The following is a 24,839-nucleotide window of genomic DNA, read 5'->3' as shown; positions in this document are numbered from 1 at the left end:
CGGTCGCTCATGGCCTGGCCTGGCTTTCCAGCCAGTCCATGAGCTCGCCCAGGCCTGGCGGAAGGCTCTTCGCCTGGCTCACCAGGTAATAGCCTTTACCGGTCTGTACCTTCAGCGCAAACGGCATGCACAGCCGCCCTCCGCGCAAGTCATCACCGATCAGCGCCCAGTCGCCAATTGCCACCCCGGTTCCCTGTGATGCCATGGCCATCGCCATGTCCAGCGTTTCGAAATGCTGCTTCGGCCCCTGTGCCTCCAGCACCACGCCTGCTGCCTGTAGCCACAGCCGCCAGTCATGCTCATCCCGTGACGGATGCAGCAGCATGTGCCGGGCCAGGTCCTGGATCTGTTGCAGGGGTACCGCCCCTTTCAACAGCGAAGGCGCGCATACCGGTGTCAGTTGTTCGTCGAACAGCTTGCGCACCCGCAGCCCGTGGTTCGGCGCAGCACCATAGACTACGGCGGCATCGAATCCCTCACGGCGAAAATCCACACCGTGCTGCACCGTGGTGGTCAACTCGACCGGCACGTCGGGCCGCAGCGCCTGCCACTCCATCAGCCGCGGCAGCAGCCAGCGCATCACGCAGGTGGGTGCCTTGAGCTGCAAGGTGGTGCTGCGCCCGCCGACTTCGCGCACGCCTTGTTCGACAATTGCGAAGATCTGCTGTACCCGAGGCAGCCAGTCCTGGCCCTCGCGGGTCAGGCTCAGGCCACGAGCCTGGCGCTGGAACAAGGCGTAGCCCAGGTGTTCCTCGAGCCCGGCGATCTGCCGGCTCACGGCGCCTTGGGTGATGTGCAGCTGCTGTGCGGCACGGGTGAAATTGCAGTGCTGGGCGGTAACCAGAAAGGTGTAGAGGGCGGGCAGGGGCGGTAGCCGTTTCATTGCGCTGAGCCATGATTGCAGGACATGGCTAGTATGTGTTTTTTTGCATTGTGGCGGTAGCACTGCCTTGGGTCCAATGGGCGCAGATTGCAACAAGATTCTCCCCAACAAGATCTTAGGTGAAACCCCATGGCAACCTGCGGCGAAGTACTGGTCAAACTCCTTGAAGGCTATGGCGTGGACCATGTCTTCGGCATTCCCGGTGTACATACCGTGGAGCTCTACCGTGGCCTGGCGGGCTCGTCGATCCGCCACATCACCCCGCGCCACGAGCAGGGCGCCGGGTTCATGGCCGACGGCTACGCGCGTACCCGCGGCAAGCCCGGCGTGTGCTTCATCATCACCGGCCCTGGCATGACCAATATCACCACCGCCATGGGCCAGGCCTTTGCCGATTCGATCCCGATGCTGGTGATCTCCAGCGTGCAGTCGCGCGATCAACTGGGCGGTGGCCGTGGCAAGCTGCACGAGCTGCCGAACCAGGCAGCGCTGGTGTCGGGCGTGGCAGCGTTCTCGCAGACGCTGATGAGTGCCAATGACCTGCCCCAGGTGCTGGCTCGCGCCTTTGCCGTGTTCGATGGCGCCCGCCCGCGCCCGGTGCATATCGAGATCCCGCTGGACGTGCTGGTCGAGCCGGCCGACCACCTGCTGCCTGGTCGCCCTGTGCGCACTGCCCGCGCAGGTGCTGCACCCCAGGCCGTAGCCGCCATGGCCGAGCGCCTGGCCAAGGCCCGCCGGCCGCTGATTCTGGCCGGTGGCGGTGCGCTGGCTGCGGGAGTGCCGCTGACGCTGCTGGCTGAACACTTGCAGGCACCGGTGGCACTGACCATCAATGCCAAAGGCCTGCTGCCGGCCCGCCACCCGTTGCAGATCGGTTCGACCCAATCGCTGGTCGCCACCCGGGAGCTGGTGGAAGAGGCCGATGTGGTGCTGGCGATCGGCACCGAACTGGCCGAGACCGATTATGACGTGACCTTCAAGGGTGGTTTCAAGATTCCAGGCAGCTTGCTGCGCATCGACATCGACCCGGACCAGACCGTGCGCAACTACCTGCCGGAGCTGGCGCTGGTCGCGGATGCCGAGCTGGCCGCGCAATCTTTGCTTGAGGCCTTGCGTCAGCTACCCGCACCGGTGTGTGCCGAGGGCTGGGGCGTTGCCCGCGCGCAGCGCCTGCGTGAAGCGTTGGCGACGGGCTGGGACCAGCCGACGCTGAGCCAGACACGCCTGCTGAGCAGCATTCTGCAAAGCCTGCCCAACGCCATTCTGGTCGGTGACTCGACCCAGCCGGTGTACACCGGCAACCTGACCCTGGACATGGATCAGCCGCGCCGCTGGTTCAATGCGTCGACCGGTTACGGCACGTTGGGCTATGCGTTGCCAGCGGCGATGGGCGCCTGGTTGGGCAGCGCCGAGCAAGCGGCCGAGCGTGCGCCAGCGGTCTGCCTGATTGGCGATGGCGGCATGCAGTTCACCCTGCCGGAACTGGCCAGCGCGGTTGAGGCGCAGGTACCGCTGATCGTGCTGCTGTGGAACAACCAGGGCTACGAGGAGATCAAGAAGTACATGGTCAACCGGGCGATCGAGCCGGTCGGCGTGGACATTCATACCCCGGACTTCATCGGTGTGGCGCGGGCACTGGGCGCCGATGCCGAGCATGTGGCCGATGTCGGGCAACTGCAGGCTGCGCTGGGACGGGCGGTGGAGCGCAAGGGGCCGACCTTGATCCAGGTCGACCAGAACCAGTGGCAGGCGGCAGTAGCGGGCTAGTTCAGCCTGCACTGGCCCGCAACCGGGCCACATCACGGATCGGCGGTGCGCCATACAGCCGGCTGTACTCGCGGCTGAACTGCGACGGGCTTTCGTACCCCACCCGATAGCCCGCCACCGCTGCTTCCAGGCCGTCGTTGAGCATCAGCCGCCGCGCCTCCTGCAGGCGCAGCTGCTTCTGGTACTGCAGCGGGCTCATGGAAGTCACGGCCTTGAAGCGGTGATGCAAGGTCGAGGTGCTGAGGTTGACCTCACGGGCCAGGTCCTCGATGCGCAGCGGCTGCTGATAGTTCTGGTTGAGCCAGGTGATGGCCTGGCACACCCGGTGGGTCTGGCTGTTGGCCAAGGCAATTTCGTACAGGCGATAACCCTGCGGCCCACGCAGCAGGCGGTAGAGAATCTCGCGACGAATCAGCGGCGCCAGCATGCCGATGTCCCGCGGTGAATCCAGCAAGCGGACCAGCCGCAGCAACGCGTCGAGCAGCTGCGGGTCGGTGCGCTCCACATACAGGCCACGGCCGGACGGCAGGTTGGGCACCAGCATCGGCCCGCTCTCTGCGATCAGCTGGCTGATTTCGGCCGGGTCGAGGTCCATGCGCATGCCCAGGCTCGGGTTCTCCGGGCTGGCGTCCAGCTTGACGCCGCTCAGCGGCAAGGTCACCGATACCACCATGTAGTGCAGCGGGTCGTAGGCGTATTGTTCGTCGCCGAGGAACAGGCTTTTGCTGCCCTGCGCCAGGATGCACAAAGCGGGTTGGGCCAAGGTCGGTACCGAACGAACGTTCTCGGTGTAGCGCACCAGATACAGGTCGTCGATAGCCGAGGCGGGGCCATGGGGATCACCTGCGTGCCGGCGAATCAAGTCGGCCAGTTCCTGGCGTTGCACTTCCAGTGTCGGGTCGATGGACGGGGTGGTGGTCATGATGGCTTTCCTCTGCTGACCGACGCAGCATAGGTTTGGGCAATGTCAGGCGCTAGTCGAAAGCTGCACATCGATTGCCTGATCCTGCCGCGCTGCAGGATCAGGCAATCGCTGAGCAGTAATGGCCTAACGCGTGGCGCGCGCCAGCCCCTAACCTTGGCAGCCTGGTTTTTCCGCCCGCCTGCTTCAAGGAGATCGTGCAATGACCCTACGACAACCGGTCACCCATCTGGCTTTCATCCGTGCCAGCAACGGTCGTTCCGCAGAACTCGGCGCCCGCTTGCGCGACCTGCTGGAGCCGTCCTTGCGCACCCCGGGATGCCTGAGCTTCACCGTACAACGCTCCCAGGCCGACGCCGACCTGTGGCTGCTCAGCGGCAGTTGGCAGGATCAGCAGGCGATGAGTGGCTACTTCGCCTCGCCGACCCTCAATGTGTTCGGCGAGCTGGTTCAGGCGCAGGTCGTCAGCAGCCTCGACCTGCATACCTTCGCTTGAAACACGGTTAGAATGCCGCCCCTTGATCAACAGGCGGATGGCAACATGGCACGTAGAGAATTCCCGCATTTCGAAGCGGTTTCGGCGATGGTCCCGGTGGAGGGCGGTGGCTATAACGCCGCCATCGCGGTCAAGGCCCTGGGCATGGGCGGCGCGCCGCGCTTTCACAAGGTACTCGACGAGCAAGTGTTCAAAAGCGCCGTGGCGGCTGACCAAGCCGCCTGTGCCGAGCTTGCACGCTTGCAGGGCTTGGGCGAGGAAGGCGAACTGATCTGGTGATCAGGCCTGTGGGCGAGCCATCTTGAACAGGTTGCCCAACTCGAAGTAATCCGCCGGGCCACCACCCCGCAGGATCGGCTCGGCGGCAGCGGTATCGTAGATACCGTTCTTCAGCAGGTGCTCGGCAATGTGCACCGCCACCACCTCACCCAGAATCAGCCAGCTTGGCACCAGTGCCTGATCGGCGCGTTTGAGCTGGACGATCTGGCTGACCTTGCACTCGAAGGCCACCGGCGTTTCGCCTACGCGTGGCACCTTGACGATGTTCGAGGGCACCGCAGTCAGGCCGCTCAGTTCGAATTCGTTGACATCGGCGGCGACGGCCGCGCAGCTCTGGTTCATCTGCTCGGCCAGTGGCCGGGTTGCCAGGTTCCAGACGAACTCGCCGGTCTGCTCGATGTTGTTCAGGCTGTCTTTGCGCCCGACACTGCAGAAACCGATGATCGGTGGAATGTAGTTGAAGGCGTTGAAGAAGCTGTACGGCGCGAGGTTCAGCTGACCGTCCTGGCTCTGTGAGGAGATCCAGCCGATCGGGCGCGGGCCGACGATGGCGTTGAACGGGTCGTGGGGCAGGCCGTGGCCTTTGGCGGGTTCGTAGTAGTACATCTGCCAGCATCCTGGGAACAAGGCGCCTAGTGTGCCAAGCCTTTGCTCGCCTGAAAATGATCAAGCCCGGCCGAGGCCGGGCTGGTAGCGCGCTACAGGGGTCAGCTGAGGCGGTGGGCGTTGGTGCGGTCGAAGCCGTCTTCGGCGAAGCGCTGACCGCCAGTGCGGTCGAAGCCGTCTTCGGCGAAGCGCTGGCCGCCAGTGCGGTCAAAGCCATCTTCGGCGAAGCGCTGACCGCCAGTGCGGTCAAAGCCGTCTTCTGCGTAGCTGGCCGCTTGGGTCTGGGCGTTGGTGCGGTCGAAACCGTCTTCGGCGAATGCGCCAGCAGCGAATACCGAGAGGGCCAGGGTAAGGATCAGTTTGCTTTTCATGGTCGTTGCTCCTTTGGGTGCGAGAGGTTGTTTGTTGCTATGGGTTTAATGCTACGCCGATTAATTTGATTAAAAAGCGCAAAAAGTAGCGTCTAAAAATCGAATTAATAGATGTATAAAGCCGAGCGCTGAGCCTATCAGCGGCTGCCGATGCCTCTTCGTGAGGTGCTTCAAACCCAAGGCGAGCGCAATGCTTCGCCAGCCATTGCAGATTGAGGGGGCGGGATTAATCGGGGGTTAAGAACGAAAAATCTTAATTTGTAACAGCGTATGACGCTTTTTTCATATATCGCCAACCGATTTTTCAGGCTCTGCTCAGCACCATCGCCGCACCTAATTCCGGAGCGGTGAACAATGAACAAACTTCCGCAAATCACCCTGGCCTTCTGGGTCATGAAGATCTGCGCCACTACCCTTGGCGAAACAGCCGGTGATCTGCTGTCGATGACCCTCAACGTTGGCTATGCCGTCAGCTCGATGGTGCTGATCAGCGTGTTCCTGGTGACCCTGTTCGGTCAGCTGTTTTCGCGCCGCTATCACCCGATGCTGTATTGGCTGGTGATCCTGTCCACCAGCACCGCCGGCACCACCATGTCCGACTTCATGGACCGCACCCTGGGTCTGGGCTATGCCGCGGGCTCGGCAATCCTGATCGGTATCCTGCTGCTGACCTTCCTCGTCTGGCGCCTGAGCGGCAACCCGCTCGACGTCACCCGCATCAAGAACCGCACCGGTGAAGTCTTCTACTGGGTCGCCATCCTGTTCTCCAACACCCTGGGCACTGCGCTGGGTGACTACCTGGCGGACGACTCGGGGCTGGGCTTTGCTGGTGGCGCACTGCTGATCGGCAGCGCCATCGCGCTGGTGGTACTGGCCCGCTACTGGACGCGTATCCCAGGTGTGGTGCTGTTCTGGGTGGCCTTCGTGCTGACCCGTCCGTTCGGCGCGACCCTTGGCGACTTCCTGACCAAACCTTACGAGAAGGGCGGCCTGGACTTCGGCACCATCGGTTCTTCCGCCGTGCTGGGTGGCGTGCTGCTGGTGCTGGTGCTGATGGCGAACTGGTACCAGCGCCGCGAGCCGCGTCAGGTGCTGGAGATGTCCTGAAGCAAAAAGGGCGCCCTTGATAGGGCGCCCTTTTTCCATGCGGTATCACAATCAGTCAGTAGTAATCCGCGAATGCTGCTTGGTGTCCTTCATGGTCGCATACACCAGCAGCGAGCAGGCGATGCACGCCGTGACGTACCAGTAGAAGCCGCTTTCCATGCCGACGCTCTTGAACCACAGGGCCACGTACTCGGCGGTGCCGCCAAAAATCGACACGGTCAGCGCGTACGGCAGGCCAACGCCCAGGGCGCGTATTTCGGTAGGGAACAGTTCGGCCTTCACCACCGCGTTGATCGAGGTGTAGCCGCTGACGATGATCAGCGCTGCCATGATCAGGAAGAACGCGCCCCACCAGGTCTGGATGGTGTGCAAGGTGCTGAGGATCGGTACGGTGAACAGGGTGCCAAGCACGCCGAAGGCGATCAGGATCGGGCGACGGCCGATCTTGTCGGACAGACCACCGATCACCGGCTGCAGGCACATGAACAGGAACAGCGTGGCCGCCGAGATGGTGGTCGAATCGCTGATGCTCATGCCCACGGTGTTGACCAGGTACTTCTGCATGTAGGTGGTGTAGGTGTAGAAGGCCAGGGTACCGCCCATGGTCAGGCCGACCACGGTCATCAGCTCTTTGGGGTGGCGCATGAGGGTGCGCATCAGGCTTTCCTTGGCCTTTTCCTTCTTGGTGAAGGAGGCGGTTTCTTCCATGCCGCGGCGCAGGTACAGCGCAACCACTGCGCACAGCGCACCGATCACGAAGGGCACACGCCAGCCCCAGGCATACAGTTGCTCGGTGGTCAGGGTCTGCTGCAGGATGATCAGTACCGCCAGGGCGATGAGCTGGCCGGAAATCAGCGTCACATACTGGAAGCTGGAGAAGAAGCCACGGCGGTCCTTGCTGGCCATCTCGCTCAGGTAGGTGGCCGAGGTGCCGTATTCGCCGCCCACCGACAGGCCCTGCATCAGGCGTGCGATGACCAGCAGGACCGGCGCGGCGACGCCGATGGTTTCATAGCCCGGGGTCAGGGCGATCACCAGGGAGCCGGCGCACATCAGCAGTACCGAGGCCATCAGCGCGGCCTTGCGGCCCTTGCGGTCGGCGTACAGGCCCATCAGCCAGCCACCGATCGGGCGCATCAGGAAGCCCACGGCAAAGATCGCGGCGGTGTTGAGCAGTTGCGCGGTGGAGTCGCCGGCCGGGAAGAAGGCCTTGGCGAAGTACAGCGAGAATGCGGCGTAGACGTACCAGTCGTACCATTCGACCATGTTGCCGATGGAACCACTGAAGATCGACTTGAGGCGGCTGGCGGTGGTTTTTTCAGCGGCGGGCGTGACGGCCGCCCCGGCTGGCAGGGAGGTGGCGTTATCCATCAGGGATACCTTCTCGTTGTTTTTGTGGAGCGCGCCGAGGCGCAGCTTGCCAAGGCAATTGCAGAAGGTGTGCCAAATGGGTGCGTGACGATCCAAATGGGGGCGTTGCAGTGTCACAGGAACCCCGTGTTAACTGGCACAACGCTGTAATCTGTGGGAGCGGGCTTGCCCGCGAAGGGCTGCAGAGCAGCCCCTGATTCTTGCAGGAATAAGCGGATTTTCGCTGATCAATATCCGTCGATAAGCGGATTTCCGCCTATTCTCGCCCGACGAATGCCTCGCGGACCAAGCCATGCCGCTGCATCTTTTCGTTAAGCGTACGCCGAGGCAGCTGCAGGGCTTCCATGACCGCCTTGATCTCCCCCGCATGCTGGCGCAATGCCGCGCGCAGGCACTGCGCCTCGAACGCCTCCATCTGCTCAGCCAACGACTGCCCGGTGGGCGCCACTTCGATATTCGGCGCCCCCAGGCCCAGGGCATGCCGTTCTGCAGCATTGGCCAGCTCACGCACATTGCCCGGCCAGTCATGGGACAGCAGCTGCGCCAGTTGCGCACCGCTCAGCGCTGGCGCCGTGCGCCCCAGCTTGGCCGCAGCCGCACGGGCGAAATGTTCGAACAGCAGCGGGATGTCCTCACGCCGCTCGCGCAACGGTGCCAGGCGCAGTTCCGCCACGTTCAGGCGATAGGCCAAATCCTCGCGAAAACGCCCGGCGCGAGCCTCTTCGAGCAAGTCGGGCTTGGTGGCGGCAATGATTCGCAGGTCGACGCTGATGCTCTGGTTGGCCCCCAGTCGCTCCAGCTTCTGCTCCTGGATCACCCGTAACAGCTTGGCCTGCTGGGCCAGCGGCATGCTCTCGATCTCGTCGAGAAACACCGTACCGCCGTTGGCGTACTCCAGTTTGCCGATGCGTTTGCCTTGGGCGCCCGTGAAGGCACCGCTTTCGTGGCCGAACAGTTCGGCTTCGAACAATGCTTCGGGGATGGCCGCGCAGTTGAGCGCGACGAACGGTTTGTCGGCGCGTGGGCCGAAGTCGTGCAGGCAGCGCGCCACGCGCTCCTTGCCGCTGCCGGTTTCGCCGCGGATCAGCACATTGACCGGCAGGCTGGCCAGGTCCAGCACCTGCCGGCGTAGCTGCTGCAAGCCTTGCGACATGCCCAGAAGGGTCGTATCCAGGCGCGACTTGAGGTCAGCCTGTTCATGCAGGCGGCGGTTCTCCAGGACCAGCTGGCGTTTCTCCAGGGCGCGGCGCAGGCTGCCCAGCAAATGCTGCGGGGTGAAGGGCTTTTCGAGGAAGTCGTAGGCGCCGTTGCGCATCGCCTCGACCGCCATCGGCACATCGCCATGGCCGGTCAGCAAAATCACCGGCAGGTCCGGGTCATCCGCCTGCAGGCGTTCGAGCAGTTGCAGGCCACCCATGCCCGGCATGCGTACGTCGCTGATGATCACCCCGGCAAAGTGCGCGGGCAGCCGGGCCAGGCAATCTTCGGCGCAAGCGAACAGTTGCACGCTGAAGCCCGACAGGCTCAGCCACTGCTCGACGGCAGTGCGGATGCTGGCTTCATCATCGACGACGATCACCGAATTCAACATACAGGCTCCAGGTCACGGGGCAGGGTCAGGCTCAACCGGGCACCGCCCGGCAGGTTCTCGGCGTGCAACTGGCCGCCGGCTTCGACGATGATGCCATAGGAAATCGCCAGGCCCAGGCCCAGGCCTTCGCCCACCGGCTTGGTGGTGAAGAAGGGGTCGAAGACCTTGGCCAGGTCCGCTTCGGCAATGCCGCCGCCGGAATCCAGCACGCTCAGGCGCCACTGCTCGTGGTCCGGTTCGATGCGTACCTCCAGGCGCTTGTAGCGCTTGTCGGCCATGGCGTCGAGGGCGTTGCGCAGCAGGTTGATCAATACCTGTTCGAGGCGGATTGCATCGCCCCGGACCCAGGCCGGTCGTGCCAGGTACAGGGCCACCTCGACTTCCTCGCTGCGAATGCGGGTGTCCAGCAGGTGCAGGGCCTGGTCGACCACGGTGGCCAGGTCGAGGCGTTCGCGCAGGCCGACCGGGCTGTTGCGGGCGAAGGTCTTCAGGTGGCTGGTCAGTGCAGCCATGCGCGTGAGCATCTGCTCCAGCGGTTCGAGGGCCTTGCGCGCGTCGTCGTAGCGGCCGTGGTCGAGTAGCAGGCGCAGGGTTTCCAGCTGCATGCGCTGGGTGGTCAGCGGCTGGTTGATCTCGTGGGCCATGGCCGCCGACATCTGCCCCAGCGCGGCCAGCTTGGCCGACTGCACCAGGCCTTCCTGGGCGGTGCGCAGCTCGCGGGTGCGTTCCTCGACCTGGCGCTTGAGCTCTTCGCGGCTGCGCTGGCGCAGACGGGCCAGGCGCAGGCGCTGGCTGACGAACAGTACGGCGAACACCAGGCTCAGCCACACGGCGGCGGCGCCCAGTGCCGCGTTGCGGCCAGCGGCGTCGACCTGGGGTTTGCGCAGCAGGTGCAAGGTCCAGTCCTCGCCCTCCAGCGGCAGGCTTTCCCAGAGGTATTCGGCGGCGCCATCGGGGCCCTGCACGCGGCTCAGGTGACTGTTGCTGGCGAAGCGGGTCAGTATCTGGTGCTGAAGCGGCACCAGCGGTTGTTTGTCGTACTGGCGGGTTTCGCCAAGCTCGGCGCGATCGGCGCCGCTGAGCGGTTTGAGCTCGCGGTAGCGCCAGCCATCCTGGTTGGCGATGAAGGTGATCCCGCGGGCGTCACTGACCAGCAGGATGTCGCTGCCCTGGCGCCACTCGCGCTCAAGCTCGGGGAACTCCAGCTTGACCACCATGGCGCCGAGGAAGCGCCCGTGCTCGTCACTGACCGCACTGGACAGGAAATAGCCCGGCACGCCACTGGTCACGCCCACCGCGTAGAAGCGGCCGCTGCCTTGGCCGCGGGTCTGTTTGAAGTAGGGGCGAAAGCCGTAGTTGGAGCCTACGTAGGTAGTCGGCAGGCGCCAGTTGCTGGCGGCCACGGCCAGCCCGGTGCGGTCGAGCAGCTCCAGGGTCGAGGAGTTGGCGGCGCCGTTGATACGCTCGAGCTTGAGGTTGAGCGCGTGCTGCACCTGTTCGCTGACCGGGCCGCGCAGGGCTTCGATCAGTTCCGGGTCCAGCGCCAGCACGGCGGGCAGGGCGCGGTAGCGATCGATCAGGGTGTGCAGGGCGTTGGCATACAGCACAAGCTGCTGGCTGGCGCGGCGGGCGTCGTCTTCCATGGCCTGGCGTTTGGCCTGGTGCATGGCCCAGCCGGCGCTGAAGACGGTGCCAAGCACGATAAGCAGGGTGATCAGCCCCAGACGCAGGGCGCGAAAGGAAAAGGGCATGGGGCGGATCCGGGTAGAGAGCTATCAGGTCCGGCCTCTTCGCGGGTAAAACCCGCTCCCACAGAGGCCGGAACAAGCGACGAGCCTGTTACAGCAGCTCGAAGCTCTTTTGCTGCACCGCCTCGGAATCCAGCCCGACCTGGACATTGAACTCGCCAGGCTCGGCCACCCGCTGCAGCTGGCCATTGTAAAACTTCAGGTCGTCCTCGTTGATGCGGAAGGTCAAGGTCCGCGACTCACCGGCCTTGAGCATCAGTTTCTGGAAGTTCTTCAGTTCCTTGACCGGGCGGCTCATCGACGCCGAAACATCCTGCAGGTACAGCTGCACCACTGTCTCGCCGTCAAGCTTGCCGGTGTTCTTCACTGTCACCTTGGCCTCCAGGGTGTCGCCACGCTTGAGGTCCTTGTTCGACAGGGTCAGGCCCGACAGCTCGAAGCTGCTGTAGCTCAAGCCATAGCCGAACGGGTACAGCGGGCCGTTGGGCTCTTCGAAGTACTGCGAGGTGTAGTTGCCCGGCTTGCCTGGGGTGAACGGCCGGCCGATGCGGGTGTGGTTGTAGTACATCGGGATCTGCCCGACCGAACGCGGGAAGGTAATGGCCAGCTTGCCCGACGGGTTGTAGTCGCCGAACAGCACATCGGCGATGGCGTTGCCGCCTTCGGTACCGGAGAACCAGGTTTCGAGCATGGCGTCGGCCTGTTCACGCTCCCAGCCGATCGACAGCGGGCGACCGTTCATCAGCACCAGGACCAACGGTTTGCCAGTGGCCTTCAGGGCCTTGATCAGCTCGCGCTGGCTGGCCGGGATTTCCAGGGTGGTGCGGCTCGACGACTCGTGGGACATGCCCCGGGACTCACCGACCACGGCCACCACCACATCGGACTGTTGGGCGGCCTTGACCGCTTCATCGATCAGCACGGCCGCAGGGCGCGGGTCATCGACGATTTCCGGGGCATCGAAGTTGAGGAAGTTCAGGTAGTCGAGGATCGCCTTGTCGCCAGTGACGTTGGAGCCCTTGGCGTACACCAGCTTGGCCTTGCCCTCGAGCGCACGGCGCAGGCCTTCGCGCACGGTGACCGAGTGCATCGGTTTGCCGTCGGCGGCCCAGCTGCCCATCATGTCGATCGGGGCATCGGCCAGCGGGCCGACCAGGGCGATGGTGCCGGCCTTTTTCAGTGGCAGGGTCTGGTTGTGGTTTTCCAGCAGCACCAGGCTGCGGCGCGCCACGTCACGGGCGGCGTCGCGGTGCAGGCGGTTGTCGGCGTAGTAGTCTTTCAGGTCGGTTTCGGCCTTGCCGATGCGCACGTACGGGTCCTTGAACAGGCCCATGTCGTACTTGGCACCCAGCACCTCGCGCACGGCCTGGTTCAGCTCGTGCTGGGTCACTTCGCCGGATTTCAGCAGCCCTGGCAGCTCTTCGCCGTACAGGGTGTCGTTCATGCTCATGTCGATGCCGGCCTTGATCGCCAGCTTGGCGGCTTCGCGGCCGTCGCGGGCGACACCGTGGCGGATCAGCTCCTGGATGGCGCCATGGTCGCTGATGGTCACGCCCTTGAAGCCCCACTCTTTGCGCAACAGGTCGTTCATCAGCCAGGTGTTGGAGGTGGCCGGCACGCCGTTGATCGAGTTGAGTGCCACCATCACACCGCCGGCACCGGCGTCGAGCGCGGCGCGGTAGGGCGGCAGGTAGTCGTTGTACATCTTCGGCAGGCTCATATCGACCGTGTTGTAGTCGCGCCCGCCTTCCACCGCGCCATACAGGGCGAAGTGCTTGACGATGGCCATGATGCTGTCGGGGTTGGCCGGGCTGCTGCCCTGGAACGAGCGGACCATCACCTGGCCGATCTTCGAGGTCAGGTAGGTGTCTTCGCCGAAGCCTTCACTGGTGCGGCCCCAACGTGGGTCGCGGGCGATGTCGACCATTGGCGCGAAGGTCATGTCCAGGGCGTCGGCGGAAGCTTCGATGGCCGAAGTGCGGCCGACCTTGGCAATGGCGTCCATGTCCCAGCTGGCGGCCAGGCCCAGGCCGATCGGGAAGATGGTGCGCTCGCCGTGGATGGTGTCGTAGGCGAAGAACATCGGGATCTTCAGGCGGCTGCGCATGGCGGCGTCCTGCATCGGCCGGTTCTCGGGGGCGGTGCGCGAGTTGAACGTGCCACCAATGCGGCCAGCGGCGATTTCTTCGCGGATCTTCTCGCGGGACATTTCCGGGCCGATGCTGATCAGGCGCAGCTGGCCGATCTTTTCAGCCTCGGTCATCTGGCTGATCAGATGGTCGATGAACGCCTGCTTGTCCTGCAGGGGCGGGGCGGTAGGGGCGGCAAGGGCCGCCTGGCTGGCGAGGCCCATGGCCAGGCCCAGCAAAGACAGTTTCATCATCAATTCCATTGTCGAGGCCTTTGCCGTATCCACGGTGATACGTGCGCGGCCGAAGTTTTCAGGCGGCTATTGTTGTACGATTCGCGGGTAATGCTTCCAGCGGCGGATTATGCCTGAATATGTCGGCCGCGGACGAAGACCCGAATGCCGGGACAACAACTATAAGAACGCTGAAGAGAGCGAAGGCATGACCCCCCTCAACGAATACGAACGCCGCCAGGTGGCCGAGGCCATCGCCCGGGTGGAGCGGCGCACCGATGCGCAACTGGTAACCGTGCTGGCGCGCCGCGCCGATGACTATGCCTACCTGCCACTGTTCTGGGCCGCCGTGCTGGCGCTGGCCGTGCCTGGCCTGCTGCAGTGGTCGCTGGGCTGGCCCGGGGTACGAGGGCTGCTGGTCGCCAACGTGCTGCTGTTCATCGGCCTGTGCCTGCTGCTGCGCAGCCCGCGCCTGGCGGCCATGCTGATCCCGGCTGCCTTGCGCCGCTGGCGTGCTTCGAGCCTGGCGCGCCAGCAGTTTCGCGAACAGAACCTGCAAGGCACGGAAGGTGCCACGGGGGTGCTGATCTTTGTCGCCGAGGCCGAGCGGCATGTGGAAATCCTGGTCGACCAGGGCATCGATCACCATCTCGATGCCCAGGCCCGCGCCGTGCTGGTTGCGCGTTTCGCCGAACAGGTTCGCCAGGGGCGGACCTTGCAGGGTTTTGTCGAGTGCATCGAGGCATGCGGCGAGTTGCTCTGCGAACACGTGCCACGCACCCATGCGCGCAACGAACTGCCCAACCGTCTGGTGATTCTCGACTGAACTGGCTGGCACAGGGTGTAGAATGCGCGGCATTGCGCAACGCGCCCCCTGTTATCCGAGGCACCCGCTTTCCATGTCCGCCAGTACTTCCGCTTCTTCCGCGCCGGATGCGCGCGCCCAGTTCCTCGACCTGCTGAGTGCTGCCTTGCACGGCAACACCCTGGTCAAGCTGGTGCTGGCGCGCCATGTCGGTGCTGACCAGACCCTGCAGCGCATCATCGCCAAGCCGCTGCTGGTGAAGGGGCAGGCCCAGCTGTCGCTGGTCTACCGCCACCAGACCCGCGACATCACCCGCAACCTGCCGCTGGACCAGGCCCAGGCGCTGGTTGCAGAGCTGCTGCCGGAGAGCTTTCGCAATGCCCACCTGTTCGACGCCGACGGCGAGGTGCAGCTGACCTTCAGCAAGAAGGGCAAGCCGATGCTCCAGCGCCACGGCGCGCAGGCGCCACGCGAGGCGGTTGCCAATACCGGCCATGACCGTGAGAAGAAGCGCTACCTGGAGCTGTCGCGGCCATTCCTGCGTGACCTGGGCGTGACCGATGCCCAAGGCGCGCTGATCCCGTCGATGTCGCGCAAGTGGAAGCAGATCAACAAGTTCATCGAAGTGTTCGACCACGCCCTGGCCAATGCCCCGGTGCCGGCCGAGCAGACACTGCGGGTGGCCGACTTCGGCTCGGGCAAGGGTTACCTGACCTTCGCCATGCATGACTACCTGCGCAATACCCTGGCGCGAGAAGCGCAGGTGACCGGGGTGGAACTGCGCCAGGACATGGTCGACCTGTGCAATGCCGCTGCGCAGCGCCTGGAGCACTCGGGCCTGGAGTTCCAGTGCGGCGACGTGCGCAGCGTGGTGCCCGAGGCCATCGAGGTGATGATCGCCCTGCATGCCTGCGACATCGCCACCGACTACGCCATCCACACCGGCATCCGCTGCAATGCGGCGATCATCATGTGCTCGCCGTGCTGCCACAAACAGATCCGCCCGCAACTGCACAGCCCGGGGCTGCTGCAGCCGATGCTGCAGTACGGGCTGCATCTGGGGCAGCAGGCCGAGATGCTGACCGACAGCCTGCGAGCGCTGTACCTGGAAGCCTGCGGTTACGAGACCAAGGTGTTCGAGTTCATCTCCCTGGAACACACCAACAAGAACAAGATGATTCTTGCGGTGAAGCGCCGGCAAGCGGGGGACAACGCGGCATTGCTGGAGAAGATCGAGCAGCTCAAGGCGTTTTATGGGGTGCAGGAGCATTGCCTGGAGACGTTGTTGCGGGCGGATAAGCTGATCTGATCGCCCCAATTCCCTTTTCAGCCATCATGCATCGATATGACGGCGACGCCAGCTACGATGACCATGATCGAAGTGATCTTGCGTAAAACGCTGGTTGGCGCAATGTCCTCTCGCAAAAAAGTTGGAAAGTAGCGTGTAGCAATGTACCCAAACAGCAGAACAAATAACGGATGTATGCTGACAACGACGGACACCAATGCTGCACCACCGCCTGCTGCAAGTGCAGCCATGAAAAATATATAGCCCCCCACATCAAAGCTGTTGGTGAGCCCAAAGATGCCAAACTGCTTGAGGTTCAACTGCCTCAGATCATGGGTGATCAGCTTTCGGCAGTAAGGTATTAGCAGAAGTAACAGCCCGCCGAGCGCATAGCCAAGGAAATTCAGAAACAGTACGGACTCCAGGCTTTTTACCTTCAGTATCTCGTCTGAGATAACCGTTGATGCTGCACCAAAGAAGGCGGAAACCAAAATCATTAGGATGTGCTTTCTTTGACCTAGCCCGTCGAGCGTCTTGCCCGATGTACATAGCAAAAGGATACCTCCTGTTATCAGGAAAAAGCCGCCCGCCTGCCAGTATGTCGGAATGGCGTTAAAGAGCAGTGCTGTGGCAACGAGAACGAAGAGTGGTTCCGATTGGTGAATCGGTATCACGACTGATACATCCATGTCCTCCAGCGAATAGCTATAGGCAAAATACTGGAGGAATATGGCAAGACCTGAAAGTATGTTGAGGCATGCGGTAGCGAAGGCTATATCAGTTGGTTCCAGTGCTGCATAAATAACGATGGCGAAAAATACATTTCCAATGCTTAGCAGGAAGATAAAGGAAATGTAGTTGGATGTGATGTTGTTGATCGCAAATTTATCGATCATGTTGCACAGGCTCCATAGTAGTGGAGCCATTAGCGATAGGTATAGCCAGCTCATGATGATTTCCTGAGGCATCAACTCGAAGGGGCGAGATGTGCGGCCGTCTCGTGAGTAGATAGAGCCTCAGAAGTGTAATGTCTTCAATGACTTTTTTGAGTTGCTGTGTAATTTCAGACCTGGATTACGGATGGTTCTGAATGTTTTGTAGGAATGTTCAGCTTGCTTGATTTCTCAAGCAACCTGATGACCAGGTGGAACTCATGCATGGCACTGTCCGATATGAAACTCCTTGTTCTGCTTCCATGTGCGGCATTTCAGTACATCGTAATGGTTACCATGCTGTTTGGATTCAGCGCTTTACCGACGGCACCTCGATCGCCAACCCCTCCAACCCCAACGGATGCGTACTGGCATCGAAGAAGTGCAGCGCCGTCCCGGTCATATCCCCGAACCGCTCGACAAAGTGCTGCTTCTGGTTGATCACCGAAGCCTCGCTCAACGGCCGGATGGCAATCGACAGATGCGCCGGCCGTGCCTGGCGAATGGCGTCGACCAGGTGCTGGTCAGTGCCGTCCAGATGCTGCCCGAACAGGCACACGCCCTGGCTTTCCTGCGCCAATTGCCCCAACCCCCAGGCCAGGTAATCCGAATTGCGGATGGCGCGCATTTTCTCGTCGCTGCGTTCTTCGTTGACGAACAACGGCACTTCACCGGGAATGTTCACGGCAAAGCCGTCCAGCAATTCGGCGCTGTCGGCGCTGCGCTGGCGGGTGCTGCCGTCGGGCAGCTTGAGCAGGTGCAGGCCGCCATGCAGGTGCAGCACGCGGGTGCCTTCGCTGCGGGTGCGGCGTACGTCGAAGAATCCTTGATCGTCGAACAACGCGGCGAAACCCTGCGGATTGTGCTGCAGGGCCCAGGGCAGGATCAGGTCGTAGTTGCTGGTATAGACGCTGCGGTATTCGCGCAAGGCCTGGTTGATCGACGCCAGGGTAGCGGCTGGCACCAGCGGCCAGGGCAGGTGCAGGGTGCGGATGGCGTGGATCAGGCCTTCCTTGATCGAGTAGTAGCGGTTCAGCGGCGCGGTGGAATTGATGGCCAGGGCGGCGTTGGCGCGCACGGTGTGGTTGAGGGTGCTCAGTACCGGCTCGAACAGCTCGGTGCCCAGCGACTTGAACAGTGCCTGGTCACTGATCGCCAGGCCTTTCTTGCGCCCGGCGCGCTGGGCTTCCTCGTACAGCGAGAAATAGCCGAACGGTTTCCACAGCGCGCGACTGGCGCCGTTGCCCAGCAGCAGGGCTGTGCACGGGTGGCGCTGGTTGAGGTCTGGCCAAGAGGCGTGGCGGGCGTCGAGAGCTGGCATGTGCGGTCCGTTCGGTGGTGCGGGAAACGGCGGGGACTTTAGCATGTCATGCAAGGTGTGCGAGGGTTGGTGTTTACATTGCAGCCTTGTGCTGCCTGCAACGCAGGACGAAAGAGGACTTCTCCATGCGCAACCCGCTGCTCCGCACCCTGGCCCTGAGCACGCTGTTCTCGGCTGCACTGGCCTCCGCCACTGATGGCAAGACCTTGGCCGCCGCCCAAGGCATTCCTTACCCGGCCGTGATCGCCCACCGCGGCGCTTCCTACGATGCCCCCGAATCCACCACGCCTGCTTACCTGCTTGCCCGCGAGCTGGGCGCCGATTACCTGGAACTCGACCTGCAGCGCACCCGCGATGGCGTGCTGGTGGTGGTTCACGATGATGAGCTGTCGCGCACCAGCAACGTCGCCGAGCGATTCCCCGAGCGCGCGAAAAGCCCGGTCAGTGCCTTCACCCTGGCTGAGCTGAAGTCGCTGGATGCCGGCAGCTGGTTCAATCAGGCCTACCCGAAGCGTGCCCGTTCGTCGTTCGAAAAGTTGCCGATCCTGACCTTGGACGAAGTCATCGACATCGCCGAAGGCAACCCCGACCGCCACCCCGGGCTGTATATCGAAACCAAGGTGCCCAACCAGTTCCCCGGCATTGAGAAAGACCTGAAGGCACGCCTCGAAGCCCGTGGCTGGCTCGATCGGCCGGGGCGGGTCGTGTTGCAGACGTTCGACCGCAACAGTCTCAAGCTGCTGCACGAAGCGATGCCGCAGGTGCCGAAGATCCTCCTGCTGTGGGTGGGCAACAATGGCATCGCATCGGCATCCGGGCAGGATTTCGCCCAGTCAGGTGAGCAGGACAAGGCCGCTTTCTATGCGCGCCAACAGCCCAAGGACAAGGCGGAGTACCTGCGCTGGCTTGACCATGCTACGCAGGAGGGCGCCATCGGTACCGGCCCGTCAGCCACGCGCACTCATCTGGGCGAGCAGAGCTACAGCGACCTGATCCAGCCGTGGATGAACCAGGCCAATCACCAGCGCGGGCTGTTGGTTCACGTCTACACACTCGACGACCGGGTCGATTTCGACAAGGCCATGCAGTCCGGTGTCGACGGAATCTTCACAAATCGGTCCGCAGAGCTGTTGCGCTTCCTGCAGCGACCCGTGAAGCGCTCCGAACCCGAACTGCTGCAAACTTTGGGTTATTGATTGTCCTGACTCGCCAGTGGCTTTTGCTCGGCCACTGGCGCCTCGCGATTCCTGTTCCGCCAAACCCGATAAGCCCGAATTCCCGCCCTTACCGAGCCAAACAGCAACTTTTCTTCCATCTCCCGCGCCATCCCCGAGCGCACCAGCATGCGCAGGAAGGCACCGCGGGCGCGGGCGATGGCGAAGTGGATGCCCTGCGCTGTCAGGGTGTCGCGCACTTCGCGCAGGGCGGCGATGCCGCTGACGTCGATGCTGCTCACCGCTTCTGCGTCGAACAGCACCGCCTGGGGTTGGGCCTGGCTCTTCACCGCTTCGAGCAGGCGCATCTTGAAATAGTCGGCGTTGAAGAACAGGATCGCGTCGTCGAAGCGATACACCACCAGGCCCGGCACGGTGCGGGCGTCCTTGTGCTTGCGGATGTCGACCTGGCCTTCGGTGCCCGGCAGCCAGCCGAGCACGGCGTCGGTGGGTTGGTAGATGGTATAGAGCAGGCGCAGGATCGCCAGGGTCACGGCAAACACGATACCCGGCAGTACACCCAGGCCGAGCACGCCGACCGTGGTCAGCAGGCACAGCCAGAACTCGAAGCGGCTCAGGCGTCGGATGCTGCCCAGCGACTTGATATCGATCAGCCCCCAGCCAGCCATCAGCAGCACCGCACCCAGCACCGCCTGCGGGATCAACGCCATCGGTGCGGTGAAGAACAGCAGGATCAGGGCAATGACCAGTGCCGCGATAATGCCGACCAGCTGGCTCTTGCCACCGACCATGTCATTGACCGCGGTGCGCGAGTCGGCGCCGCTGATGGCAAAGCCCTGGGAAATGCCGGCGGCCAGGTTGCTTACGCCAAGGGCGACGAACTCGTGGTTGGCGTTTATGGCATAGCCGTGCCGTGCGGCAAAGCTGCGCGCAGTGAGCATGGCGCTGCAGAAGCTTACGGTGGCGATACCCAAGGCATCGCGCAGCAGGCTCTTGGTTTCGTCCAGGTTGCTGTGGGGCCAGGCGAGCTTGGGGATGCCGGACGGCACCGGCCCGAGAATGGCGACGCCGGAACGGTCCAGGCCGAGCAGGCCGACCAGCAGGGTAAAGAGTGCCACGGTCACCAAGGCCGCCGGCAGGCGAGGGTAGCGGCGCGGCAGCACGATCAGCAGTGCCAGCCCGGCCAGGCCGATGGCCAGGGTCATCCAGTGGATCTCGTTGAGGCGCTGGAAGAAATTCACCACGCTGAGGATGAAGCCTTCCCCCTCGATCTTGAACCCCACGACCTTGGACAATTGCCCGGCAATCAGGCTCAGGCCGATGCCGTTGAGGTAACCGATCAGGATCGGTCGTGAGAAGAAGCTGGCGATGAACCCGGCGCGCGCCACACCGGCGACAATCAGCATCACCCCGACCAGCACGGTGACGATCACCGAGAGCTCGGCGATGCGATGCGGGTCGCCCATGGCCAGTGGCGCCACGGCGCCACCGATCATGGCGCAGGTGGCGGCGTCAGGGCCGACCATCAATTGCCGTGAGCTGCCGATCAGGGCATAGACCATCATCGGCAGCACGCAAGCATACAGGCCGTATTGCGGCGGCAGGCCGACGATCTGGGCGTAGGCGATGGCGATGGGTATCTGGATCGCGGCCACCGACAGCCCGGCCTGCAGGTCGGCGTGGAACCATTCACGGCGGTAGTGCAGCAGGTTGGCAAGGCCGGGGAGCCAGCGGGAGAGAAACATGCGTCGTCCTTTCAATATGTTTCACGGATCCATGAAGCATATGCGCCCCAAGTCGTTTCGCTTGCAAGCGCATTGAAGCGGAAGCCGTCGACTGCGGCCATGGGCCATATCAATGAAAGGGCAGAAACGAAAAAAGGAGCCGTGGGCTCCTTTTGACAGCGATGACGTTGCTGGAACGCCATGCGGGGAATGCAATGTGTGGAGCGGGTAGAGGGAATCGAACCCTCAACTAAAGCTTGGGAAGCTTTCGTTTTGCCACTAAACTATACCCGCGTCTGCGCTGGACTTTTTACCAGAACCCTCCCTGAATTAGAAGCCCAAGTTATAAAAAAGCTTGTCGGCGCCCCATGACCTGCGGGTGTGGGTAAGGGACGCCGATGCGCTCAGATGGCCAATGCATGCTGCCCCTGGAGGTATGGGTTACTGCGTTGACGGGACTCGCGTACGGTCGGTTTGAGGAAGCCGAGCATGACGTTGCGGGTGTCTTCACAGGCTGCCTTGTTTTCCATGTCGAGGAAGTGGCCAGCGTCGCGGATCACGCTGAACTGGCTGTTGCCCACGTGTTTGCCGAACTCGCGTGCATCTTCGACGGTGGTGTACTCGTCGCGGTCGCCGTTGATGAACAGCACCGGGATGTCGATATTGCGCGCGCCGTTCAGTGCCCGTTGCAGGTCACGCTGCAGCACTTCATTGATGTGGAAGTGCATCTGCGCGTACTCGTGGCTGTCCAGGCTGCTGACGTGCCGGTAGTTGAAGCGCTTGAACAGTGATGGCAGGTGCTTGCCGATGGTGTCGTTGACCAGGTTGCCGACCTGGTAGCGATCGCAGGCGGCCAGGTACTTGCACCCACGCTCGAGGTAGTCGCGCATCGGTTCGTTGATGATCGGCGAGAACGAGCTGACCACCGCCTTCTTCACCAGCCGCGGCTGGTGCGCCAGCGCCAGCAGGGTGCAGGCACCGCCCCAGGAGAACGACATGACGTGGTCGCACTGGAAGCGCTCGATCAGTTCGAGGAGGATCTGCGCCTCGTCCTCCTTGCTGATCAGCCGTTCCTGGCGGTTGTGCGGCTTGGACTTGCCGGCATACGGCTGGTCGTACAGCACAACGTTGAATTGCGGGTGCAGGTTACGCACCGTCTGGGCGAACGAGGCCGTGGTGGCCAGCGACCCATTGATCAGTATGATCGTCTTCTCGGCCGCATCCGCGCGATAGAACTCCGTGTAAACCCGATACTGACCTTGGATATCAAGTACAGCGATTTCTGGCCTCATGTCATCGACTCCTGGCGCAAAAAGGGTAATCGCGTCACCTAGGGTGCACGTTCTTTATGACAGGTAGGCATTCGCCTGAATAAAACGGGGGGCCCTGTGTCGATCCTTGGCACACGTGTCGACGATATTGTTGTGGCGGGCAATCTGCCGTGCCCCAAGGCATCTGGGCTTTGGGTGGCCGGCAAAAGGTGTCATGAACTGCAGGCGTGACTGGTTGGTCACTCGCGGACTGACGAGTTAGGAGTCAAGCAGTGGGTTGGGGATCCCGCAAGTGCCGTTTGCGCAAATTTGTGACTCGGGCCGCTCAGCGGTCGTATGCCTGTATTACGGCATTCAGACCGAGGCGATCTCTTCCGCTGTCAGGGCCCTGAATTCGCCAGGCTGCAGGCCTGGATCGAGCTGGATCGTACCCATGCTTTCGCGATGCAGGCCGACCACCTTGTTGTCGAAATGGCCGAACATGCGCTTGACCTGGTGATAGCGCCCTTCGACGATTGCCAGCCGTGCCTGACGCGGGCCGAGGATGTCGAGTCGGGCGGGCAGGGTGGTCAGGTCTTCAAAGGCGAAATACAAGCCTTCGCTGAACTTGGCGACATAGTGCGCGCCGATCTCGTCTTCGGTTTCCACCAGGTAATGCTTGGGCAACTTGGTGGCCGGCTGGGTCAGGCGCCGCGACCACTGGCCATCGTTGGTCAGGATCATCAGGCCGGTGGTGTTGAAGTCCAGGCGCCCGGCGATGTGCAGGTCGTCACGCAATTCGCTGGGCAGCAGGTCGAGCACGGTGCGGTGCTGCGGGTCTTGCGTGGCGCTGACGCAGCCAGTGGGCTTGTGCAGCATCAGGTAGCGCGCGGGGCGGCCGACCTGCAGCAGTTGATCGTCCACTTCCACGCGGCTGAATTCGCGGACCTCCGCTTTGGGATCGCTGACCATTTCGCCGTCCAGGCGCACACGGCGCTGCACCAGCAGCAGGCGCACTTGCTGGCGGTTGTAGCAGGGCAGGTTGGCGAGGAAGCGGTCTAGGCGCATGGCGGCAAGGCTATAAAAGGAGGCGCGCAGTCTAGCGTTTTTCACCGACGATCGCTGTTGCATCACTCGCAAGCTGGTCTTCCACAGCCGCGCAGCGCGGGCACAGGCAGGCCTTGTCGCGCAGTTCGGCAGGCAGGGCCTGGAGCACGGCGGGGTCGATGGTCACGCCGAAGCACCAACAGGCCTGGGTGGCACTGCGCGGGTCGGCCAGGCTGCACTGGTTGAGGGCACCACAGGCGGGGCAGTGCTGGCTGTCAGTCATGTTCGGTTCCGGGTGTTTCGCTGCAGACGCGGTTGCGGCCGGCCTGCTTGGCACGATAGAGCGCACGGTCGGCGCGGGTCAGCAGGGCGTGCAGGGTGTCGCCCGGCTGCAAGGCGCTGAGGCCGATACTGGTGGTCAGGCGCAAGGGTTGATCTTCGTAGCTGAAGGTCAGTTGCTCGGTACGCCGGCGGACTTTCTCCGCCACGTCGATGGCCTGCCGGCCCTCGGCCTCGCGCAACAGGACGATGAATTCCTCACCCCCCCAGCGGCAGAGTATATCCGACTGGCGCAGGCTGCCCTGCAGCACGTTGGCGAACTGGCGCAGCACTTCGTCGCCTGCCAGGTGGCCATGGGTATCGTTGAGCACCTTGAAGTGATCGAGGTCGATCAGCAAGGCGACCAGCGGCGCACAATCGCGCTGGGCCTCCTGCAGGGCCTGGGCGGCCAGCAGGTCGAAGCTGCGCCGGTTGGGCAGGCCGGTCAGGCTGTCGAGGGTCGCCAGCGCTTCGGTACTGGCCTGGTGGCGCCTGAGCATGCCGTTGAGCAGCGACAGCACCACCAGGGTGATCATCGCGCAGATCACCAGGTTCAGGTACAGCGAGTGGCGGATAGGGTCCAGGGCGCCGGTCTCGCGTTTGTCGACCAGCAGGTACCAGCCCAGTTCGGGCAGTTGCCGCACATTGAGGAAGTGGCTGTGACCTTTGCTGTCCTTGTACTCGTGGCTGCCCTCGGTGGGCGTCGGGCGCTGCGCCAGCAAATCGCTCAGGTCGGTATTGTCGGTCAAGGGTTGCCCGACCTTCAGGCCATGCGGGCCACCCTCCGAGCCGGTCAGAATGACCTTGCCCTTGGCGTCGGTGAAAAACACCGAGCGCTGGTAGCGGCGCTGGTACTTGTCGATCAGCTTGATCACCGCGTCCACGCTCAGGCCCACGCCGGTGGCACCGATGAAGCGCTGCTGATAGTCCAGCACCCGGTAGTTGATGAACACCGTCAGGTTGTCCTGGTTGGCCATGTCCAGGTCGACGTTGATCTCATACGGCGCTTTCATCTCGCGCAGGCGAAAGTACCAGGCATCGCGCCAGGTGTTCGGTACCACGTGCTTGAGCACGCCCTTGGCCTGGTAGTAAGTGAGGGTGCGGTCGGAGACGAAGAACGAGGTGAAGGTGGCCTGCTTGCCCATGACCTCGCCGAGAAAGCGAGTGATGCGCCGGGTGTCCTGTTCGCCCGCCAGCACCCAGTCGCGCAGGAAGGTGTCCTGGGCCATCATCGAGGCGATCAGCACCGGGCGGATAAGGTCTTTCTGGATTTCCGAATAGACGGTATCGGAGGTGAGCGGCAGTTCGGTATTGACGATGCCGTCGCGGATCGCGCTGCGCGAGGCGAAATAGCTGATCAGCGATGTGGCGAGGAAGCCGCAGGTCAGCAACAGCAGCAGGGCGAGGATCAGCGAGCGCTGTGAAAACAGGGCGGAGCGTGAAGGCATGATCTTCCCGTGATGTGTGCCGAGGCGC

22 protein-coding genes and 1 tRNA gene are annotated in these 24,839 nt (G+C 63.0%); 7 read left to right on the top strand and 16 right to left on the bottom strand.

The features are described from left to right. Positions 1–7: 7 nt before the first annotated feature. On the bottom strand, positions 8–883 hold the full coding sequence (locus tag ACIPZ8_RS09430; RefSeq protein WP_400721894.1) for a LysR substrate-binding domain-containing protein: 876 nt from the start codon (positions 881–883) through the stop codon (positions 8–10). Positions 884–1,012: 129 nt separating this feature from the next. Between ACIPZ8_RS09430 and ACIPZ8_RS09425 the strand changes: the two genes are divergently transcribed. Continuing rightward, complete coding sequence (locus tag ACIPZ8_RS09425) at positions 1,013–2,650, top strand: 5-guanidino-2-oxopentanoate decarboxylase (RefSeq protein WP_400721892.1); 1,638 nt, start codon at positions 1,013–1,015, stop codon at positions 2,648–2,650. A 1-nt stretch (position 2,651) separates the two neighbouring features. Here the strand turns inward: ACIPZ8_RS09425 and ACIPZ8_RS09420 are convergent, their stop codons facing one another. Beyond that, positions 2,652–3,572: an AraC family transcriptional regulator N-terminal domain-containing protein gene (locus ACIPZ8_RS09420; RefSeq protein ID WP_400721889.1), complete on the bottom strand. Its 921-nt coding sequence runs from the start codon at positions 3,570–3,572 to the stop codon at positions 2,652–2,654. Positions 3,573–3,774: 202 nt separating this feature from the next. Here ACIPZ8_RS09420 and ACIPZ8_RS09415 point away from each other — a divergent pair, with 202 nt between their 5' ends. Then, positions 3,775–4,068, top strand: a complete 294-nt coding sequence (locus tag ACIPZ8_RS09415) for a putative quinol monooxygenase (RefSeq protein WP_400721886.1) — start codon at positions 3,775–3,777, stop codon at positions 4,066–4,068. Between the two features lie 12 nt (positions 4,069–4,080). Then, positions 4,081–4,347 carry a hypothetical protein gene (locus ACIPZ8_RS09410; RefSeq protein ID WP_400721883.1) on the top strand — a complete coding sequence of 89 codons (267 nt, stop codon included), beginning with the start codon at positions 4,081–4,083 and terminating at the stop codon, positions 4,345–4,347. On the opposite strand, the gene ACIPZ8_RS09405 is transcribed toward ACIPZ8_RS09410, so the two are convergent. Together ACIPZ8_RS09405 and ACIPZ8_RS09400 are read right to left on the bottom strand one after the other, a co-directional pair. Continuing rightward, positions 4,348–4,953 carry a flavin reductase family protein gene (locus ACIPZ8_RS09405; protein ID WP_110636027.1) on the bottom strand — a complete coding sequence of 202 codons (606 nt, stop codon included), beginning with the start codon at positions 4,951–4,953 and terminating at the stop codon, positions 4,348–4,350. It lies immediately after the preceding gene. Positions 4,954–5,054: 101 nt separating this feature from the next. Next, entirely contained in the window at positions 5,055–5,324 is a 270-nt protein-coding gene (locus ACIPZ8_RS09400) for a hypothetical protein (RefSeq protein WP_400721881.1), read from the bottom strand. A 354-nt stretch (positions 5,325–5,678) separates the two neighbouring features. On the opposite strand from ACIPZ8_RS09400, the gene ACIPZ8_RS09395 reads away from it, so the two are divergent. Next, positions 5,679–6,431, top strand: coding sequence for a hypothetical protein (locus ACIPZ8_RS09395; protein ID WP_400721878.1), 753 nt, complete (start codon positions 5,679–5,681; stop codon positions 6,429–6,431). 51 nt (positions 6,432–6,482) lie between these two features. Here the strand turns inward: ACIPZ8_RS09395 and ACIPZ8_RS09390 are convergent, their stop codons facing one another. From ACIPZ8_RS09390 to bglX, 4 genes are all read right to left on the bottom strand, one after another. After that, the gene (locus ACIPZ8_RS09390) at positions 6,483–7,802 is read right to left on the bottom strand and encodes an MFS transporter (protein WP_110636269.1); all 1,320 of its coding nucleotides are present in this window, start codon (positions 7,800–7,802) and stop codon (positions 6,483–6,485) included. Between the two features lie 256 nt (positions 7,803–8,058). Beyond that, positions 8,059–9,393: a sigma-54-dependent transcriptional regulator gene (locus ACIPZ8_RS09385; protein ID WP_400721875.1), complete on the bottom strand. Its 1,335-nt coding sequence runs from the start codon at positions 9,391–9,393 to the stop codon at positions 8,059–8,061. Then, positions 9,387–11,144: an ATP-binding protein gene (locus ACIPZ8_RS09380; RefSeq protein ID WP_400721872.1), complete on the bottom strand. Its 1,758-nt coding sequence runs from the start codon at positions 11,142–11,144 to the stop codon at positions 9,387–9,389. The genes ACIPZ8_RS09385 and ACIPZ8_RS09380 overlap by 7 nt, the downstream gene beginning before the upstream one ends. Positions 11,145–11,232: 88 nt before the next feature. Next, complete coding sequence (gene bglX, locus ACIPZ8_RS09375) at positions 11,233–13,524, bottom strand: beta-glucosidase BglX (RefSeq protein WP_400721870.1); 2,292 nt, start codon at positions 13,522–13,524, stop codon at positions 11,233–11,235. A 187-nt stretch (positions 13,525–13,711) separates the two neighbouring features. Between bglX and ACIPZ8_RS09370 the strand changes: the two genes are divergently transcribed. Together ACIPZ8_RS09370 and ACIPZ8_RS09365 are read left to right on the top strand one after the other, a co-directional pair. Then, a complete protein-coding gene (locus ACIPZ8_RS09370; RefSeq protein WP_400721867.1) occupies positions 13,712–14,329 on the top strand; it encodes a TPM domain-containing protein in 618 nt (205 codons plus the stop codon). A 73-nt stretch (positions 14,330–14,402) separates the two neighbouring features. After that, entirely contained in the window at positions 14,403–15,617 is a 1,215-nt protein-coding gene (locus ACIPZ8_RS09365; protein ID WP_400721864.1) for a class I SAM-dependent methyltransferase, read from the top strand. 17 nt (positions 15,618–15,634) lie between these two features. Here ACIPZ8_RS09365 and ACIPZ8_RS09360 read toward each other — a convergent pair whose 3' ends face one another. Beyond that, entirely contained in the window at positions 15,635–16,546 is a 912-nt protein-coding gene (locus ACIPZ8_RS09360) for an EamA family transporter (protein ID WP_400721861.1), read from the bottom strand. A gap of 292 nt (positions 16,547–16,838) precedes the next feature. After that, positions 16,839–17,849, bottom strand: coding sequence for a DUF4917 family protein (locus tag ACIPZ8_RS09355; protein WP_400721858.1), 1,011 nt, complete (start codon positions 17,847–17,849; stop codon positions 16,839–16,841). 125 nt (positions 17,850–17,974) lie between these two features. Between ACIPZ8_RS09355 and ACIPZ8_RS09350 the strand changes: the two genes are divergently transcribed. Then, positions 17,975–19,045, top strand: coding sequence for a glycerophosphodiester phosphodiesterase (locus tag ACIPZ8_RS09350; protein WP_400721855.1), 1,071 nt, complete (start codon positions 17,975–17,977; stop codon positions 19,043–19,045). Here ACIPZ8_RS09350 and ACIPZ8_RS09345 read toward each other — a convergent pair. The 6 genes from ACIPZ8_RS09345 to ACIPZ8_RS09320 form a co-directional block, all read right to left on the bottom strand. Continuing rightward, the gene (locus ACIPZ8_RS09345; protein ID WP_400721852.1) at positions 19,039–20,769 is read right to left on the bottom strand and encodes a SulP family inorganic anion transporter; all 1,731 of its coding nucleotides are present in this window, start codon (positions 20,767–20,769) and stop codon (positions 19,039–19,041) included. The genes ACIPZ8_RS09350 and ACIPZ8_RS09345 overlap by 7 nt on opposite strands. A gap of 199 nt (positions 20,770–20,968) precedes the next feature. Continuing rightward, positions 20,969–21,042, bottom strand: a tRNA-Gly gene (locus ACIPZ8_RS09340). A gap of 110 nt (positions 21,043–21,152) precedes the next feature. Further along, a complete protein-coding gene (locus ACIPZ8_RS09335; RefSeq protein ID WP_400721849.1) occupies positions 21,153–22,040 on the bottom strand; it encodes an alpha/beta fold hydrolase in 888 nt (295 codons plus the stop codon). 333 nt (positions 22,041–22,373) lie between these two features. Continuing rightward, positions 22,374–23,066, bottom strand: coding sequence for a pseudouridine synthase (locus ACIPZ8_RS09330; protein WP_400721847.1), 693 nt, complete (start codon positions 23,064–23,066; stop codon positions 22,374–22,376). Between the two features lie 31 nt (positions 23,067–23,097). Next, positions 23,098–23,328 (bottom strand): cysteine-rich CWC family protein, encoded by a 231-nt coding sequence (locus ACIPZ8_RS09325; protein WP_400721844.1) that lies wholly within the window; start codon positions 23,326–23,328, stop codon positions 23,098–23,100. After that, a complete protein-coding gene (locus ACIPZ8_RS09320) occupies positions 23,321–24,811 on the bottom strand; it encodes a diguanylate cyclase (RefSeq protein ID WP_400721842.1) in 1,491 nt (496 codons plus the stop codon). Before ACIPZ8_RS09320 ends, ACIPZ8_RS09325 begins: the two co-directional genes overlap by 8 nt. Positions 24,812–24,839 lie beyond the last annotated feature (28 nt).

Source organism: Pseudomonas sp. NPDC089422, assembly GCF_044749405.1.
Lineage (GTDB): Bacteria > Pseudomonadota > Gammaproteobacteria > Pseudomonadales > Pseudomonadaceae > Aquipseudomonas.
Note: the sequence above shows the minus strand (reverse complement) of the source record. Positions and strands in the feature narration are given on the sequence as shown.

Excerpts from the sequence above, each read along its gene's own strand:
- ACIPZ8_RS09330 (WP_400721847.1), bottom strand. The coding sequence starts at position 23,066 with ATGCGCCTAGACCGCTTCCTCGCCAACCTGCCCTGCTACAACCGCCAG.
- ACIPZ8_RS09385 (WP_400721875.1), bottom strand. The coding sequence starts at position 9,393 with ATGTTGAATTCGGTGATCGTCGTCGATGATGAAGCCAGCATCCGCACT.
- ACIPZ8_RS09370 (WP_400721867.1), top strand. The coding sequence starts at position 13,712 with ATGACCCCCCTCAACGAATACGAACGCCGCCAGGTGGCCGAGGCCATC.
- ACIPZ8_RS09380 (WP_400721872.1), bottom strand. The coding sequence starts at position 11,144 with ATGCCCTTTTCCTTTCGCGCCCTGCGTCTGGGGCTGATCACCCTGCTT.
- ACIPZ8_RS09320 (WP_400721842.1), bottom strand. The coding sequence starts at position 24,811 with ATGCCTTCACGCTCCGCCCTGTTTTCACAGCGCTCGCTGATCCTCGCC.
- ACIPZ8_RS09390 (WP_110636269.1), bottom strand. The coding sequence starts at position 7,802 with ATGGATAACGCCACCTCCCTGCCAGCCGGGGCGGCCGTCACGCCCGCC.
- bglX (WP_400721870.1), bottom strand. The coding sequence starts at position 13,524 with ATGATGAAACTGTCTTTGCTGGGCCTGGCCATGGGCCTCGCCAGCCAG.
- ACIPZ8_RS09355 (WP_400721858.1), bottom strand. The coding sequence starts at position 17,849 with ATGCCAGCTCTCGACGCCCGCCACGCCTCTTGGCCAGACCTCAACCAG.
- ACIPZ8_RS09350 (WP_400721855.1), top strand. The coding sequence starts at position 17,975 with ATGCGCAACCCGCTGCTCCGCACCCTGGCCCTGAGCACGCTGTTCTCG.
- ACIPZ8_RS09415 (WP_400721886.1), top strand. The coding sequence starts at position 3,775 with ATGACCCTACGACAACCGGTCACCCATCTGGCTTTCATCCGTGCCAGC.
- ACIPZ8_RS09410 (WP_400721883.1), top strand. The coding sequence starts at position 4,081 with ATGCCGCCCCTTGATCAACAGGCGGATGGCAACATGGCACGTAGAGAA.
- ACIPZ8_RS09365 (WP_400721864.1), top strand. The coding sequence starts at position 14,403 with ATGTCCGCCAGTACTTCCGCTTCTTCCGCGCCGGATGCGCGCGCCCAG.
- ACIPZ8_RS09405 (WP_110636027.1), bottom strand. The coding sequence starts at position 4,953 with ATGTACTACTACGAACCCGCCAAAGGCCACGGCCTGCCCCACGACCCG.
- ACIPZ8_RS09345 (WP_400721852.1), bottom strand. The coding sequence starts at position 20,769 with ATGTTTCTCTCCCGCTGGCTCCCCGGCCTTGCCAACCTGCTGCACTAC.
- ACIPZ8_RS09335 (WP_400721849.1), bottom strand. The coding sequence starts at position 22,040 with ATGAGGCCAGAAATCGCTGTACTTGATATCCAAGGTCAGTATCGGGTT.
- ACIPZ8_RS09400 (WP_400721881.1), bottom strand. The coding sequence starts at position 5,324 with ATGAAAAGCAAACTGATCCTTACCCTGGCCCTCTCGGTATTCGCTGCT.
- ACIPZ8_RS09360 (WP_400721861.1), bottom strand. The coding sequence starts at position 16,546 with ATGAGCTGGCTATACCTATCGCTAATGGCTCCACTACTATGGAGCCTG.
- ACIPZ8_RS09325 (WP_400721844.1), bottom strand. The coding sequence starts at position 23,328 with ATGACTGACAGCCAGCACTGCCCCGCCTGTGGTGCCCTCAACCAGTGC.
- ACIPZ8_RS09420 (WP_400721889.1), bottom strand. The coding sequence starts at position 3,572 with ATGACCACCACCCCGTCCATCGACCCGACACTGGAAGTGCAACGCCAG.
- ACIPZ8_RS09425 (WP_400721892.1), top strand. The coding sequence starts at position 1,013 with ATGGCAACCTGCGGCGAAGTACTGGTCAAACTCCTTGAAGGCTATGGC.
- ACIPZ8_RS09395 (WP_400721878.1), top strand. The coding sequence starts at position 5,679 with ATGAACAAACTTCCGCAAATCACCCTGGCCTTCTGGGTCATGAAGATC.
- ACIPZ8_RS09430 (WP_400721894.1), bottom strand. The coding sequence starts at position 883 with ATGAAACGGCTACCGCCCCTGCCCGCCCTCTACACCTTTCTGGTTACC.